At 66.0% G+C, this 15,134-nt stretch carries 16 protein-coding genes, 4 tRNA genes and 2 pseudogenes; 17 read left to right on the forward strand and 5 right to left on the reverse strand.

The window, feature by feature from the left end; all coding sequences use genetic code 11:
- Positions 1–123 precede the first annotated feature (123 nt).
- Positions 124–501 (reverse strand): annotated as a pseudogene (locus ACWEKS_RS44095) (DUF3592 domain-containing protein); the annotation flags it as partial.
- A 123-nt stretch (positions 502–624) separates the two neighbouring features.
- Between ACWEKS_RS44095 and ACWEKS_RS44100 the strand changes: the two are divergent.
- The gene (locus ACWEKS_RS44100; protein ID WP_452345667.1) at positions 625–1,128 is read left to right on the forward strand and encodes a DUF2505 domain-containing protein; all 504 of its coding nucleotides are present in this window, start codon (positions 625–627) and stop codon (positions 1,126–1,128) included.
- Between the two features lie 51 nt (positions 1,129–1,179).
- Here ACWEKS_RS44100 and ACWEKS_RS44105 read toward each other — a convergent pair whose 3' ends face one another.
- Positions 1,180–1,629: a VOC family protein gene (locus ACWEKS_RS44105; protein WP_452345668.1), complete on the reverse strand. Its 450-nt coding sequence runs from the start codon at positions 1,627–1,629 to the stop codon at positions 1,180–1,182.
- A 211-nt stretch (positions 1,630–1,840) separates the two neighbouring features.
- Here ACWEKS_RS44105 and ACWEKS_RS44110 point away from each other — a divergent pair, with 211 nt between their 5' ends.
- A complete protein-coding gene (locus ACWEKS_RS44110; RefSeq protein WP_452345669.1) occupies positions 1,841–3,490 on the forward strand; it encodes a purine-cytosine permease family protein in 1,650 nt (549 codons plus the stop codon).
- A gap of 24 nt (positions 3,491–3,514) precedes the next feature.
- Here ACWEKS_RS44110 and ACWEKS_RS44115 read toward each other — a convergent pair whose 3' ends face one another.
- Together ACWEKS_RS44115 and ACWEKS_RS44120 are read right to left on the reverse strand one after the other, a co-directional pair.
- Positions 3,515–3,934: a helix-turn-helix domain-containing protein gene (locus tag ACWEKS_RS44115; RefSeq protein ID WP_452345670.1), complete on the reverse strand. Its 420-nt coding sequence runs from the start codon at positions 3,932–3,934 to the stop codon at positions 3,515–3,517.
- Entirely contained in the window at positions 3,931–5,157 is a 1,227-nt protein-coding gene (locus tag ACWEKS_RS44120) for a geranylgeranyl reductase family protein (protein WP_452345674.1), read from the reverse strand. Before ACWEKS_RS44120 ends, ACWEKS_RS44115 begins: the two co-directional genes overlap by 4 nt.
- A 352-nt stretch (positions 5,158–5,509) precedes the next feature.
- Here ACWEKS_RS44120 and ACWEKS_RS44125 point away from each other — a divergent pair, with 352 nt between their 5' ends.
- Positions 5,510–6,532: a polyprenyl synthetase family protein gene (locus ACWEKS_RS44125; protein WP_452345671.1), complete on the forward strand. Its 1,023-nt coding sequence runs from the start codon at positions 5,510–5,512 to the stop codon at positions 6,530–6,532.
- A gap of 107 nt (positions 6,533–6,639) precedes the next feature.
- Positions 6,640–7,521 (forward strand): zinc metalloprotease HtpX, encoded by an 882-nt coding sequence (gene htpX / locus ACWEKS_RS44130; protein ID WP_364625579.1) that lies wholly within the window; start codon positions 6,640–6,642, stop codon positions 7,519–7,521.
- Here the strand turns inward: htpX and ACWEKS_RS44135 are convergent.
- Positions 7,518–8,009, reverse strand: a complete 492-nt coding sequence (locus ACWEKS_RS44135; protein ID WP_354850771.1) for a YajQ family cyclic di-GMP-binding protein — start codon at positions 8,007–8,009, stop codon at positions 7,518–7,520. The genes htpX and ACWEKS_RS44135 overlap by 4 nt on opposite strands.
- 138 nt (positions 8,010–8,147) lie before the next feature.
- Between ACWEKS_RS44135 and ACWEKS_RS44140 the strand changes: the two genes are divergently transcribed.
- From ACWEKS_RS44140 to ACWEKS_RS44200, 13 genes and pseudogenes are all read left to right on the forward strand, one after another.
- A tRNA-Tyr gene (locus tag ACWEKS_RS44140) sits at positions 8,148–8,232 on the forward strand.
- 309 nt (positions 8,233–8,541) lie between these two features.
- Positions 8,542–8,614: transfer RNA gene (locus ACWEKS_RS44145), tRNA-Thr, on the forward strand.
- A gap of 80 nt (positions 8,615–8,694) precedes the next feature.
- Positions 8,695–8,767: transfer RNA gene (locus ACWEKS_RS44150), tRNA-Met, on the forward strand.
- A gap of 42 nt (positions 8,768–8,809) precedes the next feature.
- Positions 8,810–8,980: a 50S ribosomal protein L33 gene (rpmG, locus tag ACWEKS_RS44155; protein WP_029925945.1), complete on the forward strand. Its 171-nt coding sequence runs from the start codon at positions 8,810–8,812 to the stop codon at positions 8,978–8,980.
- Between the two features lie 199 nt (positions 8,981–9,179).
- Complete coding sequence (locus ACWEKS_RS44160; RefSeq protein ID WP_452345675.1) at positions 9,180–10,232, forward strand: fused (3R)-hydroxyacyl-ACP dehydratase subunits HadA/HadB; 1,053 nt, start codon at positions 9,180–9,182, stop codon at positions 10,230–10,232.
- A 181-nt stretch (positions 10,233–10,413) separates the two neighbouring features.
- Positions 10,414–10,486, forward strand: a tRNA-Trp gene (locus ACWEKS_RS44165).
- A 29-nt stretch (positions 10,487–10,515) separates the two neighbouring features.
- On the forward strand, positions 10,516–10,905 hold the full coding sequence (gene secE / locus ACWEKS_RS44170) for a preprotein translocase subunit SecE (protein WP_379390814.1): 390 nt from the start codon (positions 10,516–10,518) through the stop codon (positions 10,903–10,905).
- 135 nt (positions 10,906–11,040) lie between these two features.
- Positions 11,041–11,874 (forward strand): transcription termination/antitermination protein NusG, encoded by an 834-nt coding sequence (nusG, locus tag ACWEKS_RS44175; RefSeq protein WP_452345672.1) that lies wholly within the window; start codon positions 11,041–11,043, stop codon positions 11,872–11,874.
- 159 nt (positions 11,875–12,033) lie between these two features.
- On the forward strand, positions 12,034–12,468 hold the full coding sequence (gene rplK / locus ACWEKS_RS44180; protein ID WP_354850762.1) for a 50S ribosomal protein L11: 435 nt from the start codon (positions 12,034–12,036) through the stop codon (positions 12,466–12,468).
- Positions 12,469–12,632: 164 nt separating this feature from the next.
- Positions 12,633–13,343, forward strand: a complete 711-nt coding sequence (gene rplA / locus ACWEKS_RS44185; protein WP_452345673.1) for a 50S ribosomal protein L1 — start codon at positions 12,633–12,635, stop codon at positions 13,341–13,343.
- 406 nt (positions 13,344–13,749) lie between these two features.
- Positions 13,750–14,304 carry a 50S ribosomal protein L10 gene (rplJ, locus tag ACWEKS_RS44190; protein WP_354850760.1) on the forward strand — a complete coding sequence of 185 codons (555 nt, stop codon included), beginning with the start codon at positions 13,750–13,752 and terminating at the stop codon, positions 14,302–14,304.
- Positions 14,305–14,368: 64 nt separating this feature from the next.
- Positions 14,369–14,749, forward strand: coding sequence for a 50S ribosomal protein L7/L12 (gene rplL / locus ACWEKS_RS44195; RefSeq protein ID WP_040862028.1), 381 nt, complete (start codon positions 14,369–14,371; stop codon positions 14,747–14,749).
- A gap of 272 nt (positions 14,750–15,021) precedes the next feature.
- Positions 15,022–15,134: pseudogene (locus tag ACWEKS_RS44200) on the forward strand (ABC transporter ATP-binding protein); the annotation flags it as partial.

Genomic DNA, 15,134 nt, shown 5'->3' on the forward strand with positions numbered 1-15,134 from the left:
GAGCCTCAGTCCAGAATCGAGACGGGCCGCGAACCTGTGGGTGGTGGACGGGTTCTTCCACCGCCGCAGCTTAGTTCGCAGTTTTGCACCGAGCGCGCTCAGCCACCGGGTCGGGGGCGAGCCGAGGAACCACACCGCGGGGATGGCGACGGCCCAGGAGACCACGATGACCGACAGCGCCGGGATGATCGCGACACGGGCATCGCGACCCGCCACGCGTACGAGATCGGGATCACTGCGCCGGTATTCGACATTGATGCGTTCGCCGACGGTCAGTCTGGTGGGGTACAGCACCCCGGTCTTCGGATTGTGCGTCTCGCCGTCGGGCGTCACGAAGATGACCGCGGATCGCAGCGTGCCGGCCGAGAGGACTTCGGCGCTGGTCACGCCCTTGTCGGAGTTGATCAGGTGGTCATCGCGCCAGGCCGCGATCACCAGCAGCACGGCCAGGAAGCTGACCGTGGCCGCGGCGATCACGACCCCGATCCGAGCCCGCCGCAACCGAACCGCCCGGCGCTGTTCAGCGCGCTGTGTCTGATCGTCGCTCCGCTGCGCTCCGCTATCAGACTGGCTAGTTTCCGACACTTCAGCAGGCTATTCCATCGCTCGGCTACGGTCTTCGGCATGTCCCGAAAATTCAGCTTCACCGTGCAGTACAGCGTTCCGGTCGAAGAGCTTCACCGGGCACTGACCAATGACGAGATGTGGGAGGCCCGCTTCGCCGGCGCGACCACCGCCACGCTCGAGCTCACCCACCCGAACGGCCCCGGCACCATCCAGATCCACATGACCGAGCAGGCGCCCGTGGACCAGATTCCCGGCATCGTCAAGAAGGTCCTCAAGAGCGAGCTCATGCTCGAGCGCACCGACACCTGGGGAGCGCTCACCGACGGCGTCGCCAAGGGCGGCTTCAGCGGCCGCTCCAGCGGCATCACCACCGAGATGGCGGGCGCGTTCGAATTGCGGCCCACCGCCGAAGGTTCCGAGATCGAGGCCACCGGCACGGTCGACGTGAAGGTTCCGCTGGTCGGCGGGGCCATCGAACCGCTGGTCGAGAACCTGCTCAAGCGGGTCATGAACAGCGAGCGCAAGTCCGTCGAATCCTGGTTCGCCGCGCAGACCGCCTGATCTCGGCACACCGTGGATGCGGGGGTGGTCCCGCATCCACGGGGCTGGTGTCTACTCCGGGCCGAACTGGGCCGTGGCCGGATCGAATTCGCGGGGTTCGATGAGCACCAGCCAGTTGCCGGAGTTGTCGCGGATGATGGCCTCGACGCCGTAGGGGCGTTCCGACGGCGGCTGCACGAACCCCACGTTCTTGGCGGTGAGTTCCTCGAAGGCCTTCTGGCAGTTGTCGGTTCGCAGGCCCAGCGCGCCGTGCGTGCCGTTGGCCATGGACCGCCGGATGGCCTCGGCCAGATTGTCGTCCAGCGGGGGCCCGGGGATCATCAGCGTGATCTCCAGCTCCGGATGGTTCGGGTGCACCACGGTCACCCAGCGGAAGCCGTTGTCGCCCATGGTCACATCGCTGGCTTCCACGAAACCCAGCTTCTCGATGTACCACTGCTTCGCGGCGGTCTGATCGATCACGTACACGGTCACGAGCGAGACATTGGTGATGGTCGTCATACCTCGAGCCTATGGACGGCCGGCCCGCGCGGGCTTCTCCGAAATTGCGCGTTTCCGCGCCGGGCGGATTCGCGTCCGGATAGCCGAGTTCACACACTCGGAACCTCGGTGAGCCTGCCGTAACGGCCGCGCAATGGATCGGAAAGCCGAGATCAACATTCGGTGACCACCCTCGAATCGGGAAAAAGCTCGTGACGAGCCCGAACGAGGAGTGCCGGTGGTTCAAGTCGAAACACCCGCGGCCAATGCGGTCGCCGCGTCCAAGGAGACGCTGGAGGATTACACGCTGCGGTTCGCGCCCCGCAGCTACCGCAAATGGAGCCCGGCGGTGGTCGGCGTCTCGGCGCTGGGCGGCATCGCCTACCTGGCCGACTTCTCGATCGGCGCGAACATCGGCATCGCCAACGGCACCGGCAACGCCCTGCTGGGCATCGGCATCTTCGCCATCGTGGTCATGCTCACGGGTTTCCCGCTGGCCTACTACGCGGCGCGCTACAACATCGACCTGGACCTGATCACCCGCGGCAGCGGCTTCGGGTACTACGGGTCGGTGGTGACGAACATCGTGTTCGCCTCCTTCACCTTCATCTTCTTCGCCCTCGAGGGCTCGATCATGGCGCAGGGCCTGAAACTCGGCCTGCACGTGCCGCTGCCGGTCGGCTACCTGGTGTCCACGGTGATGATCTTCCCGCTGGTCATCTACGGCATGAACACCCTGGCCAAGCTGCAGGTGTGGACCACCCCGCTGTGGCTGATCCTGATGGTTCTGCCGTTCGGCTTCCTGCTGGTGCGCCACCCGGACTCGGTCGGCACCTTCCTGTCCTACGGCGGCCAGGACGGCAAGGGCGTGAGCCTGTCCGGCGCGCTGCTGGCCGCCGGCGTCTGCCTCTCGCTCATCGCCCAGATCGCCGAGCAGATCGACTACCTGCGCTTCATGCCGCCCCGGACCCCGGAGAACGCCCGCAAGTGGTGGGGCTGGATGCTGCTGGCCGGACCGGGCTGGGTGCTCTTCGGCGCCATCAAGCAGGTGGTCGGCCTGTTCCTGGCGGTCTACCTGATCGCGAATCTGCCCGGCGCGCAGGACATCGCCAACCAGCCGGTGCACCAGTTCCTGGAGATCTATCGCGACATGATGCCGTCCTGGCTGGCCATGACCCTGGCCGTGGCGCTGGTCGTCATCAGCCAGATCAAGATCAATGTGACCAATGCGTATTCGGGCTCGCTGGCGTGGACCAACTCCTTCACCCGCGTCACCAAGACCTACCCGGGCCGCATCGTCTACCTCGGCCTGAACCTGGCCATCGCGCTGATCCTGATGGAAGCCAACATGTTCGACTTCCTCAACAACATCCTCGGCTTCTACGCCAACTGCGGCATCGCCTGGATCGTCACCGTCGCAACGGATATCGCGATCAACAAGTACGTGCTGAAGATCTCGCCCAGGGAGCCGGAGTTCCGGCGCGGCATGCTCTACGACTTCAATCCGGTCGGCCTGGCCGGCTTCGGCCTGTCGGCGGTGCTGTCGATCATGACCTTCTTCGGCATCTTCGGTGAGACCCTGAAGCCGTACTCGCCCATTGTGGCCGTGGTGGTTTCGTTCCTGGCGACCCCGTTGACCGCGATCCTCACCAAGGGCAGGTACTACCTGCGCCGCGACCACGACGGCATCGAGCTGCCCATGTTCGACGAGCACGGCAATCCGTCGGGGGAGACCCTCACCTGCGCCGTCACCGGCATGGAATTCGAGCGCCCGGACATGATCGCCTCGGCGGTCCCGGGACCCGAGGGTGAGATCCAGTACATCAGCTCGCTGGCGCTCTCGACGGACAAGACCGGCATTCACGTCCTGCCGTCCCGATGAGGCTGTGACCCAGATGAATTCGCGTCATTGTGTGCGTTTCCGATCCGAGAGACCGTGCATGAAGACGTAGCAACCCGGGATATGGGGTGCGCCCTCGGCCGCGAACTTCGCTTGATACTCCGAGGGCGACATCCCCACCAGCTCGGTGAATTTGCTGCTGAACGACCCGAGACTGCTGTAGCCGACGAGCATGCAGGTCTCGGTCACCGTCACATTGGTGGCGCGCAACAGATCCTGCGCCCGCTCGATCCGGCGCTCGGCCAGATACACCGCGGGCGTCTTGCCGTACGTCGCCGCGAAACACCGCAGGAAGTGATACTTCGACACCCCCGCGGCCGCCGCCAGACTGTCCAGATCCAAGGGCTCCGCGTAGTGCCGGTCGGCCAGATCCCGTGCTCGCCGCAGATGCGGCAGCAGCTCCTCGGGAACCGGCCGGGCGTTCACGAGAACGGCTGGATCTTGTCGAAACGCAGGGAGGCCCGCCCCGCGCCCCGCCACAGTCGGGCGGTCAGGTCCACGTCCTCGTCGGTGACCAGATTGCCCATCACCCGGACCGCGGTGCGCTGCAACAGCTTCGACCGCATCATCGGCGGCCCGCCCAGCGGCACCGTGCGCGGGTGGGTGGCCAGCCCCGCCAGCCGCCGCGCCACCGAATAGGTGCGGCCGTAGCGTTCCCGCAGCAGTTCCGGCCAGATACGGGTCAGATCGGGCTGGTCCAGGATCCCGGCCAGCATGTGCCCGCCCTCCAGGCCGTAGTCGATGCCCTCGCCGTTGAGCGGGTTCACGCACCCGGCCGCGTCGCCCACCAGCGCCCAGTTGCGCCCGGCCAGATTCGACACCGCGCCGCCCATGGGCAGCAGCGCCGACGCCACCGCCCGTGCCTCGCCCTCGAATCCCCACTCCGCGCGGCGTTCCGAAACATAATGCTGCAGTAGCGGTTTCAAGGCGATATGCGACGGACGCCTTTCGGTGGCCAGCGAACCGACGCCGATATTCACCTCGCCATTGCCGAGCGGGAAAACCCAGCCGTATCCGGGAATCAATTCCCCTTTCGCATCCCGCAATTCGAGATGCGAGGTGATCCACTCGTCGTCACTGCGCTCGGACTTGACGTAGGCCCGCGCCGCGGTCCCGTACGCGTACTGGCGATGCCAGGTGCGGCCCAGCAGCTTTCCGACGGGGGAGCGCACGCCGTCGGCCACGATGAGGATGTCGCACGACACCGCGCGCAGGCCGGCGTCGGTCTTGACGGTCACCCCGGTGACCCGGTCGCCCTCGCGGGCCACCTCCACCACCTTGGCCCCGTCCACCATCCGCGCGCCCGACTTGATCGCCGTCTCGCGCAGCTTGTCGTCGAGTTCGGTTCGCGGAACGGCGCTTCCGTAGGCGGGGAACGACCCGTCCGGCCAGGGCAGCAGCGCCTCCCGCCCGAACCCGGCCATCCGCAGGCCGCGATTGACCGTGTGCGCCCGCACCCAGTCGCCCAGGCCGAGATGCTCGAGTTCGGCGGTGGCGCGCGGCGTCAGTCCGTCACCGCAGGTCTTGTCGCGCGGGAACACCGCGGAATCGGTCAGCAGCACATCCCGGCCCATGCGCGCGGCCCAGGCGGCCGCCGCGGACCCGGCAGGACCCGCCCCGACGACCAGGACCTCGGCGTGCGCCGGCAGAGCTGTGTCTGATTTGCCCTCCGCTTCGCTCCGGGCGGGGTTCGCGGCCCTGGAGGTCTCGTTCTTCCCTCCCTCCGCTCCTCCGCTTCGCTCCGTCGCTCCGCTCAGTCCAGAACGAGACGGGCCGCGAACCTGCAGGCCCGGCATACTCGGGTCGTCATCCGGCAAGCGCATGGCGTCAATACTTGCAGCACATCACCAGTCGTGCATATTTGCCCTGCGCTCGCCCGCGGGCGTTTCGTTTCGCGTGGCGAGTGTTTCGTGCGTCGCACTACGGTGGTGTCCATAGGGGGTGATCGGTCCACACGCTAGGTTCTTTGGCGTGGGGTCGGACGCGGCACTGGGAGATGAAATGAGCGCATCAGCTGTGAGCGAGGAGAGCACCGTGGTCGCGGGGGTGGATCTGGGCGATCCCGAGCTCGCGGCGACCGTGCGCAAGGGCCTGATCGAGGTCGAGGATCTGCTGATCACCGAGCTGTCCGACGGCGAGGAGTTCCTGCAGGAGGCGGCGCTGCACCTGGCCAAGGCCGGCGGCAAGCGGTTCCGTCCCCTGTTCACCATCCTGACCGGTCAGCTGGGCCCCGACCCGACCAGCCCCGACCTGGTCACCGCCGGCACCGTGGTGGAGCTCGTGCACCTGGCCACCCTGTACCACGACGACGTCATGGACGAGGCGTCCATGCGCCGAGGCGCGCCCAGCGTGAACTCGCGCTGGGGCAACAGCGTCGCCATCCTGGCCGGCGACTACCTGTTCGCCCACGCCTCGCGACTGGTCTCCACCCTCGGCCCGGACGCGGTCCGCATCATCGCCGAGACCTTCGCCGAGCTGGTCACCGGCCAGATGCGCGAGACGATCGGCGCCCGGCAGTCCCAGGACCCGGTCGAGCACTACCTGCGCGTGGTGTGGGAGAAGACCGGTTCGCTGATCGCCGCCGCCGGCCGCTTCGGCGGCACCTTCTCCGGCGCGGATCGCGACCATGTGGAGCGGCTGGCCCGCCTCGGCGACGCCGTGGGCACCGCCTTCCAGATCGCCGACGACATCATCGACATCTCCTCGGTGTCCGAGCAGTCCGGCAAGACCCCCGGCACCGACCTGCGCGAGGGCGTCCACACCCTGCCGGTCCTCTACGCCCTGCGCGACGAGGGCGCCGAGGGCGACCGGCTGCGCACGCTGCTGGCCCGCCCGCTGGAGACCGACACCGAGGTCGACGAGGCCCTGTACCTGCTGTCCCGCTCCCGGGGCCTGGTGCTGGCCAAGGAGAAGCTGCACGGCTACGCCGACATCGCCCACGCCGAACTCTCCGCCCTGCCCGCCGGCCCCGCCAACGAGGCCCTGGAACACCTGGTCCGCTACACCATCGAACGCGTCGGCTGATCCGAGACCGATCAGTCGAACAACTGGGAACTTCAACCCGGCTCGAGTTCGTTGACCTGGTGTAAGGCACCCAACTGCCGGCAAGAGTCGCGGAGAGGCGGGTAAGCATGCATGGGCACGGGTACGCGAACGGGTTGAAGACGTTCGGGCTGCTGGTAGGGATGTCGGCGCTGATCGTGTTCGCGGGAGCGATGTTCCGCAGTCCCACGATCCTGATCCTGTCGATCGTGCTGGCCGTGGGCATGAACGCCTACGCCTACTTCAACAGCGACAAGCTGGCGTTGCGGGCCATGCATGCGCAGCCGGTGACGGAGCTGGAAGCCCCGGCCATGTACCGCATCGTGCGCGAGTTGGCCACGGCCGCACGGCAACCCATGCCGCGCCTCTACATCAGCCCCACCAATGCGCCGAATGCCTTTGCCACCGGCCGCAATCCGCGCAATGCCGCGGTCTGCTGCACCACCGGCATCCTGCAGATCCTCGACGAGCGGGAACTGCGCGCGGTGCTGGGCCACGAACTCTCGCACGTCTACAACCGCGACATCCTGATCTCCTCGGTGGCCGGCGCGCTCGCCTCGGTCATCTCCGGCCTGGCGAATCTGGCCTTCTTCGCCGGCGCCTTCGGCGGCAGCCGGGACGGCGAGGGCCCGAATATCATTGGCATCCTGCTGGTTTCGCTGCTGGGCCCGATCGCGGCCTCGCTCATCAAACTGGCCGTCTCCCGCTCCCGGGAGTACCAGGCCGACCAGGACGGCGCCGAACTCACCGGCGACCCCCTGGCCCTCGCATCGGCCCTGCGCAAGCTGGAGCGCGGCACCCAGGCGGCCCCGCTGCCCCCCGAGCCGCAGCTGACCGCGCAGTCGCACCTGATGATCGCCAACCCGTTCCGCAACGGCGATCGGATGGCCCGCTGGTTCTCCACCCACCCCCCGATGGCGGACCGTATCGCCCGCCTCGAGGAGATGGCTGGTGGAAACCGCAATTACTAGCGGTAGTTCACGAACTGCAGGGCGATATCGAAGTCGCCGCCCTTCAGCAGCGAGATGACCGCCTGCAGATCGTCGCGGCTCTTGCTGCTGACCCGCAGCTCCTCGCCCTGGATCTGCGCCTTGACACCCTTGGGACCTTCGTCACGGATCTTCTTGGCGATCTTCTTCGCATTCTCCGTGGTGATGCCCTGCACCAGGGTTCCTGTGATCTTGTACACCTTGCCGGAGGCCTGCGGATCACCCGCGTCGAACGCCTTGAGCGAGATGTCGCGGCGAATCAGCTTCTCCTTGAACACATCCAGGGCGGCCTTGACGCGATCCTCCGACTCGGCGCTGAGGATGATCTTCTCCTCACCCGACCATTCGATGCTCGCCCCGGTGCCCCGGAAGTCGTAGCGCTGGCTCAGCTCCTTGGCGGCCTGGTTCAGGGCGTTGTCCACCTCCTGGCGATCGATCTTGCTGACGACATCGAACGACGAATCCGCCACACTCTTCTCCTGTCCGAGACTCGGATATTCGGGATGTTCCACGCCGACGCTAGCCCCTTCGGCACGGCTGTATCCAGCCGGTTTGCATTCCGGGCGTGTGTTCGTTGTATTCTGCTGGAGCGCTGCAAGGCGTACCCCGGCGGATTGCCCGAGCGGCCAAAGGGAGCTGACTGTAAATCAGCCGCGTAATGCTTCGGAGGTTCAAATCCTTCATCCGCCACCAGAGAGCCCCGTGGACCCAGTGTCCACGGGGCTCTGTGTTTTTGGCCTCCGCTGCGCTCCGGCGGGTTCGCGGCCAAGGCGCAGGTCTATGGAGCCGGAAGCTCGATTCTTCCCTCCTCCGCTCCTCCGCTTCGCTCCCGTATCTGCTCCGAGCGCGGGGAGGCGGAGCGCAGTCCAGAATCGAGCCGGGCCGCGAACCTGCGTGTGGTCAAAATGTCCTCTGACCACACGGTTTGGATAGTCGGTGAGGATGTGTGTAATCTCGTTCAAGTCGTCAGCGCCCCGGCCGAGGCCGGAGCAAGACAGACACGCCCCCTTAGCTCAGTCGGCAGAGCGTTTCCATGGTAAGGAAAAGGTCAACGGTTCGATTCCGTTAGGGGGCTCGCCGGATTGCCGGTGGTGACCGACTCGGCTTCTCGTTGCAGGACCCGGGACCTTCCCGCCGTCAGTACCGACAACAGATGGCGGTGTAGCTCAGTCGGTAGAGCAAACGACTCATAATCGTTGTGTCGCCGGTTCAAGTCCGGCCATCGCTACATACTGATATCCCAATCAGGCTGACCGGAAAGAAGGCAATCGTGGCCGCGAAGTCCACTGATATCCGGCCAAAGATCACCTTGGCCTGCGAGCAGTGCAAGCACCGCAACTACATCACCAAGAAGAACCGGCGCAATGACCCGGACCGCCTCGAGCTGAAGAAATTCTGCCCGAACTGCGGTACCCACCGGGCGCACCGCGAGTCTCGCTAACTTAAACCCGCGCGATCTACCGCGTGGATGACAGTGCCGGATCGGCAAGTCACTCCGTCTCTTAGAAAGAGATAGTGGCGCCGGTCCGGCATTTGGCGTATATAGCGGTGGTTCAGCGCTCTCGCCCGATCCCGTTCCGGGGATCAGATAGGGACTTCCTGCCGTGACGATCAACATCGACATTGACATCGAGGCCGACATGGTCGATTCCAGCGAGGTCTTCGACCCCGCCGCACACGCCGCCGCCATGGTCGGCCACCACTACCGCGTCGACGACTACTACGAGGTCGGCCGCGAGAAGGTGCGCGAGTACGCCCGCGCGGTGCAGGACTATCACCCGGTCCACTGGGACGAGGACATCGCCCAGAGCTACGGTCACAACGGGCTGGTCGCCCCCCTCACGTTCATCTCCCTGGTCGGAATCCTGGCCCAGCGCAAGCTCTTCGAGCAGATCGTCACCGGCTACGACCTGAGCCAGATCATGCAGACCGATCAGATCCTGGAGTTCCACCGGCCCATCCGGGCCGGCGACCAACTGTCCTGCATCGTCTACCTGCACTCCTTCCGGCAGGCCTTCGGCGGCGACATCATCGTCACCCGCAACGACGTGGTCGACCAGAACGACGAGCTGGTCCTCACCACCTACACCACCCTCATCGGCCGCAGTGGCGGTGACATCGATCCCAACATGGGTGAGGCCGTGCGCAACGTGCTCATGCACGGCGTCGGCCCGGACGAGCGTCCGGAGCACCACCCGCGCAGCGCCGACGTGCCGCCGCCCCCGGCGCCGGTCGAGATCGCGGCCACCGGCACGATCGCCGCGAGCAAGCACGTCCGCCGCTTCGAGGATGTGATCGTCGGCGCCGAACTGCCCCCGCGCGTGGTTCGTCTCACCCGCGGTGATCTGGTGAACTACGCCGGCGTCTCCGGCGACGCCAACCCGATCCACTGGAGCGACGATGTCGTGAAGCTGGTCGGCCTGGAAAACGTTGTGGCGCACGGCATGCTGACCATGGGCCTGGGCGGCGGCTTCGTCACCTCCTGGCTCGGCGACCCAGGTGCGGTCAAGGAGTACAACGTCCGCTTCACCAGCCCCGTCTACGTTCCGGTCGACCGTCCCGCGGAGATCGAGTACACCGGCAAGGTCAAGTCCGTGGACCCGGAGACCCGCACCGCCGTCGTCGCCATCGTGGCGAAGTCCGAGGGGCGCAAGATCTTCGGCCGCGCCACCGCAACGGTGCAGCTCTCCTGACCTTCGACCCGACGTACGCTGCGACACCCCGATTGGCGATCGCCACGCGGGGTAACGTACACTCGGGAATCTGGGGTTACCAGCCGATGCGCGCTGCTCCGAGGAGCGGCGCGCATGTTGTGTGAAAACCCGTGTACAACTGAATAGAACAGTGGCTGGACTCGTTACCCCGTCCAGCCGAAGGGGCGTAGCTCAACTGGCAGAGCAGCGGTCTCCAAAACCGCAGGTTGCAGGTTCAAGTCCTGTCGCCCCTGCCCTGGATGCCGACGTAGAGAGGATCGACGTGAGCGACGAGCGGGACACTCGCCACGAAGATGGCGATGACACCGCCGCGGTGGCTCGGCCGAGCGGCAAGCGGTCCGCCCGGCGCACGCGCGCCGCGTCGTCCAGTGCCGTCGCGACGATCGATCGACCGTCGGACTCGGCCAAGGCAACCACCAAGCAGTCCGGCAAGGACAAGAAGGCCGGGCGAGGCGGAACGGGCAATCCGTTCAAGCGCCTGGTGAAGTTCCTCAAGGAAGTCATCGCGGAACTTCGCAAGGTCATCTGGCCCAACCGCAAGCAGATGGTCACCTATACGAGCGTTGTCCTGGTGTTCGTGATTTTCATCGTCGCGTACATCAGCGGGTTGGATCTGGCGTTCATCAAGGGTGTCAGCTGGCTCTTCGGCTAGGCGGCACGATGACCGCGTCTGACCGTCGCGGCCGGTGACCGGCCCCCGGGCAGAGGCGGGGAGCGGGACCATCCGCCGGGCGTTTTGTCCCGGCGCGCAGAGGATTACGTGACGACTAAGGAAGCGAGTGCCCCAGTGAGCACCCCGGAGAACGGCACAACCGAGGAATTCCCGGTGGATGACGCGGTGATCGAAGAGACCACCGCGGACGTCGAAGACGACGCTGAGGGCTTCGCCGACGAGGCCGAGACTTTTGCCGCCGACGCGGAGGCCGGCGAGTTCGCCGCCGACGCCGAGGAGGACGAGCCCGCCCGCCCCGCCGCCGAGCTCTCCGATGAGCCGGCCGACCCGGTCGCCGAGATGACCGCCGCGCTCCGGCGCGCGCCCGGTGACTGGTACGTGGTCCACTCCTACGCCGGCTACGAGAACAAGGTGAAGACCAATCTCGAGACCCGCGTGCAGAACCTCGGTCTCGAGGACTACATCTTCCAGGTCGAGGTGCCGACCGAAGAGGTCACCGAGATCAAGAACGGCCAGAAGAAGAACGTCAACCGCAAGGTGCTGCCGGGCTACATCCTGGTCCGCATGGAGCTGAACGACGAGTCCTGGGGCGCGGTGCGCAACACCCCCGGCGTCACCGGTTTCGTCGGCGCCACCTCGCGGCCCTCGCCGCTCACCATTCCCGAAGTGGTGAAGTTCCTGGTCCCGGCCGCGCAGCAGAAGAAGGCCGTCCCGGCGACGGCCGCTGCCGCCGCCGCGGCCCCCGGCGAGACCCCGATCGTGAAGCCGGTCATCGAGGTCGACTTCGAGGTCGGCGAGTCGGTGACCGTCATGGACGGCCCCTTCGCCACCCTCCCGGCCAGCATCTCCGAGGTCAATGCCGAGCAGCAGAAGCTCAAGGTGCTGGTCTCGATCTTCGGCCGCGAGACTCCGGTCGAGTTGGCCTTCACGCAGGTCGCCAAGATTTAAGTGCGTCAGGGCGGTGGCCCGGTCCGCTTCCGGGCCGGTGTCACCGCCTTTTTCGCGTTCGCATAGACTTGACGGGTTGTGCCTCGGGCGATCCTGTCCGGGGCACGGTCCGGAGAAGGCTTACGGGAATCCGTAAGGAACCTAACCCAAGGAAGAAAGATGCCCCCGAAGAAGAAGAAGGTCGCTGGGCTCATCAAGCTCCAGATCCAGGCCGGTGCCGCCAACCCGGCTCCGCCGGTCGGTCCGGCGCTGGGTCAGCACGGCGTCAACATCATGGAGTTCTGCAAGGCGTACAACGCGGCGACCGAGTCGCAGCGTGGCAACGTCATCCCGGTCGAGATCACGGTCTACGAAGACCGCTCGTTCGACTTCAAGCTGAAGACGCCGCCCGCCGCGCGTCTGCTGCTGAAGGCCGCCGGGATCCAGAAGGGCTCCGCCGAGCCGCACCGCAACAAGGTCGCGCAGATCACCATGGACCAGGTCCGTGAGATCGCCAAGACCAAGCAGGAAGACCTGAACGCCAACGACATCGACGCCGCGGCGAAGATCATCGCCGGCACCGCCCGCTCGATGGGTATCACCATCGCGGAGTAGGGCTCTCCGCGGTGAGCGTGTCAGGCCCGGAGGCGCCGCTCCGCCACTCCGCGCTTGCCTGCGTAACCACGTAGGGCCCGCGATCGCCGCAGTTGGATACAGAGCTCTTGTGGAAGGGACCGCCTGTCCCGCACCACTTCTGACTTAGACAAGGACAGAGAATCATGGCAAAACGAAGCAAGGCTTATCTCGAGGCGGCCGCCAAGGTCGACCGCGCCGCGCTCTACGCTCCGCTGGCCGCCGCGCGCCTGGCGAAGGAGACCTCGACCACCAAGACCGACGCGACCGTCGAGGTCGCCGTGCGTCTGGGTGTCGACCCCCGTAAGGCCGACCAGATGGTCCGTGGCACCGTCAACCTGCCGCACGGCACCGGTAAGACCGCCCGCGTCATCGTGTTCGCGGTCGGCGACAAGGCCGCCGAGGCCGAGGCCGCCGGTGCGGACGCCGTGGGCGCCGAGGACCTGATCGAGCGCATCCAGGGCGGCTGGCTGGACTTCGACGCCGCGATCGCCACCCCGGACCAGATGGCCAAGGTCGGTCGTATCGCTCGCGTGCTGGGCCCGCGTGGCCTGATGCCGAACCCGAAGACCGGCACCGTCACCCCCGATGTGACCAAGGCCGTCAACGACATCAAGGGCGGCAAGATCAACTTCCGCGTCGACAAGCAGGCCAACCTGCACTTCGTGATCGGCAAGGCTTCCTTCGACGAGAAGAAGCTGGCCGAGAACTACGGCGCCGCGCTCGACGAGATCCTGCGTGTCAAGCCCTCCACCGCGAAGGGCCGCTACGTCAAGAAGGTGACGTTCTCGACCAACACCGGACCGGGCATCCCGGTGGATCCGAACCGCACCCGTAACTTCGCCGAGGAAGACTGATTCCTCGACGCGGTAACGCGTAGCAACGCATGAAGCCCGAAGGGCCGGTACGAATCTCGTACCGGCCCTTCGCTTTTGCGAAGAAGAACAGCAGGGTGTCACCCCCGTTTTGGCGTATCGATGCCGGTCCGCTATATTGGACGACGGTCACCGGCCTGTTCGGTGATCACCCCCAAATCGTTCTACCGAAGACCGTTGGTTGCTGCCGTCAGGCGGCTGAAGGTCCGGCGATATTGCCGGCGGCCCACGCAGGGAGAGCCGAGGTCGGGAAACCCGCGAGAAATCGCGACTGTTTCTTGTGCGCCCCGGGACCACCTTGCGTCCGGGGCGTTTGCTTTGTCGCCGGCCCCTGTGGCGGAACTCGGTAGTTCATACGAGATCCGACCATCCAGAGAGGAGGCGAAGTATGGCAAAGGCTGAGAAGGTCACCGCGGTTGCGGAGATCACCGAGCAGTTCAAGTCGTCCACCGCGACTGTCGTCACGGAATACCGTGGCCTGTCCGTCGGCAAGATCACTGAGCTGCGTCGTGCCCTCGGCGCGAACGCTACCTACTCCGTCGCCAAGAACACCCTGGTCAAGCGCGCTGCCGCCGAGGCGGGCGTGGAAGGCCTGGATGACTTGTTCGTCGGTCCGACCGCCATCACCTTCATTACGGGTGAGCCGGTCGACGCCGCGAAGGCGCTGAAGGCGTTCGCCAAGGACAACAAGGCGCTCATCATCAAGGGCGGCTACATGGACGGCGCCGCGCTGTCCGTGTCCGAGGTCGAGCGCATTGCCGACCTGGAGTCGCGCGAGGTGCTGCTGGCCAAGCTGGCCGGCGCCATGAAGGGCAACCTGTCGAAGGCTGCCGGGCTGTTCGCCGCCCCGGCCTCGCAGATCGCTCGCCTGGCCGCGGCCCTGGAGGAGAAGAAGCGCGCCGAGGGTGGCGCCGCCGAAGCTCCGGCCGCAGACGCCGAATAAGTCACTACCCCAAACCTCTTCGTCGCCGTTCGCGCGGTGACGGAACTACCGAAAGGAAATATCAATGGCCAACGTTGATGAGCTGCTCGAGACCTTCGCCGGCATGACCCTGCTGGAGCTGTCCGAGTTCGTGAAGGCGTTCGAGGACAAGTTCGAGGTCACCGCTGCCGCTCCGGTCGCCGTCGCCGTCGCCGGTGGCGCCGCTGCTCCGGCCGAGGCCGCCGAGGAGCAGGACGAGTTCGACGTCATCCTCGAGGGTGCCGGCGACAAGAAGATCCAGGTCATCAAGGTCGTGCGCGAGATCGTCTCCGGCCTGGGCCTGAAGGAAGCCAAGGACCTGGTCGAGGGTGCCCCGAAGCCGATCCTGGAGAAGGTCGCCAAGGACGCCGCCGAGGCCGCCAAGGCGAAGCTGGAAGAGGCCGGCGCCAAGGTTTCCGTCAAGTAAGACGGACCTGTGGCGGGGCACAGCCCCGGGCCGCGTTGATTGTGAAAAGGGTGGTTCCCATTGGGGGACCGCCCTTTTCGCGTATTGTGCCGTCGTGATTGGCGCGTAATCGATAATTCGATACGAATGTTGCTACCGACCAGTCAGGTCCCAGTGTCCGAGACGGTGCATATGCGATACAGTGACCGGACCTACTGTGATGCGCCACACCGCGCGAATTTTGTGGCCCGTAGTCACACGTAGTGCGCTCGTCGGAGAAAGTGGAGGTTGGCGTGGGCGTCGAGGTCAGAACCGAAGGCATCACGAAGTCGTTCGGTTCGCAGCGTATTTGGCAGGACGTCACGCTGACGCTGCCGCCGGGGGAAGTCAGCGCATTGCTCGGCCC

The organism is Nocardia sp. NPDC004711 (assembly GCF_053601595.1).

What these genes read in the sequence shown, in the direction of transcription:
- ACWEKS_RS44105 (WP_452345668.1), bottom strand. Translation starts at nt 1,629, where the DNA reads ATGACGACCATCACCAATGTCTCGCTCGTGACCGTGTACGTGATCGAT.
- ACWEKS_RS44100 (WP_452345667.1), top strand. Translation starts at nt 625, where the DNA reads ATGTCCCGAAAATTCAGCTTCACCGTGCAGTACAGCGTTCCGGTCGAA.
- rplL (WP_040862028.1), top strand. Translation starts at nt 14,369, where the DNA reads ATGGCCAACGTTGATGAGCTGCTCGAGACCTTCGCCGGCATGACCCTG.
- htpX (WP_364625579.1), top strand. Translation starts at nt 6,640, where the DNA reads ATGCATGGGCACGGGTACGCGAACGGGTTGAAGACGTTCGGGCTGCTG.
- rplA (WP_452345673.1), top strand. Translation starts at nt 12,633, where the DNA reads ATGGCAAAACGAAGCAAGGCTTATCTCGAGGCGGCCGCCAAGGTCGAC.
- rplK (WP_354850762.1), top strand. Translation starts at nt 12,034, where the DNA reads ATGCCCCCGAAGAAGAAGAAGGTCGCTGGGCTCATCAAGCTCCAGATC.
- rplJ (WP_354850760.1), top strand. Translation starts at nt 13,750, where the DNA reads ATGGCAAAGGCTGAGAAGGTCACCGCGGTTGCGGAGATCACCGAGCAG.
- ACWEKS_RS44160 (WP_452345675.1), top strand. Translation starts at nt 9,180, where the DNA reads ATGGTCGATTCCAGCGAGGTCTTCGACCCCGCCGCACACGCCGCCGCC.
- ACWEKS_RS44125 (WP_452345671.1), top strand. Translation starts at nt 5,510, where the DNA reads ATGAGCGCATCAGCTGTGAGCGAGGAGAGCACCGTGGTCGCGGGGGTG.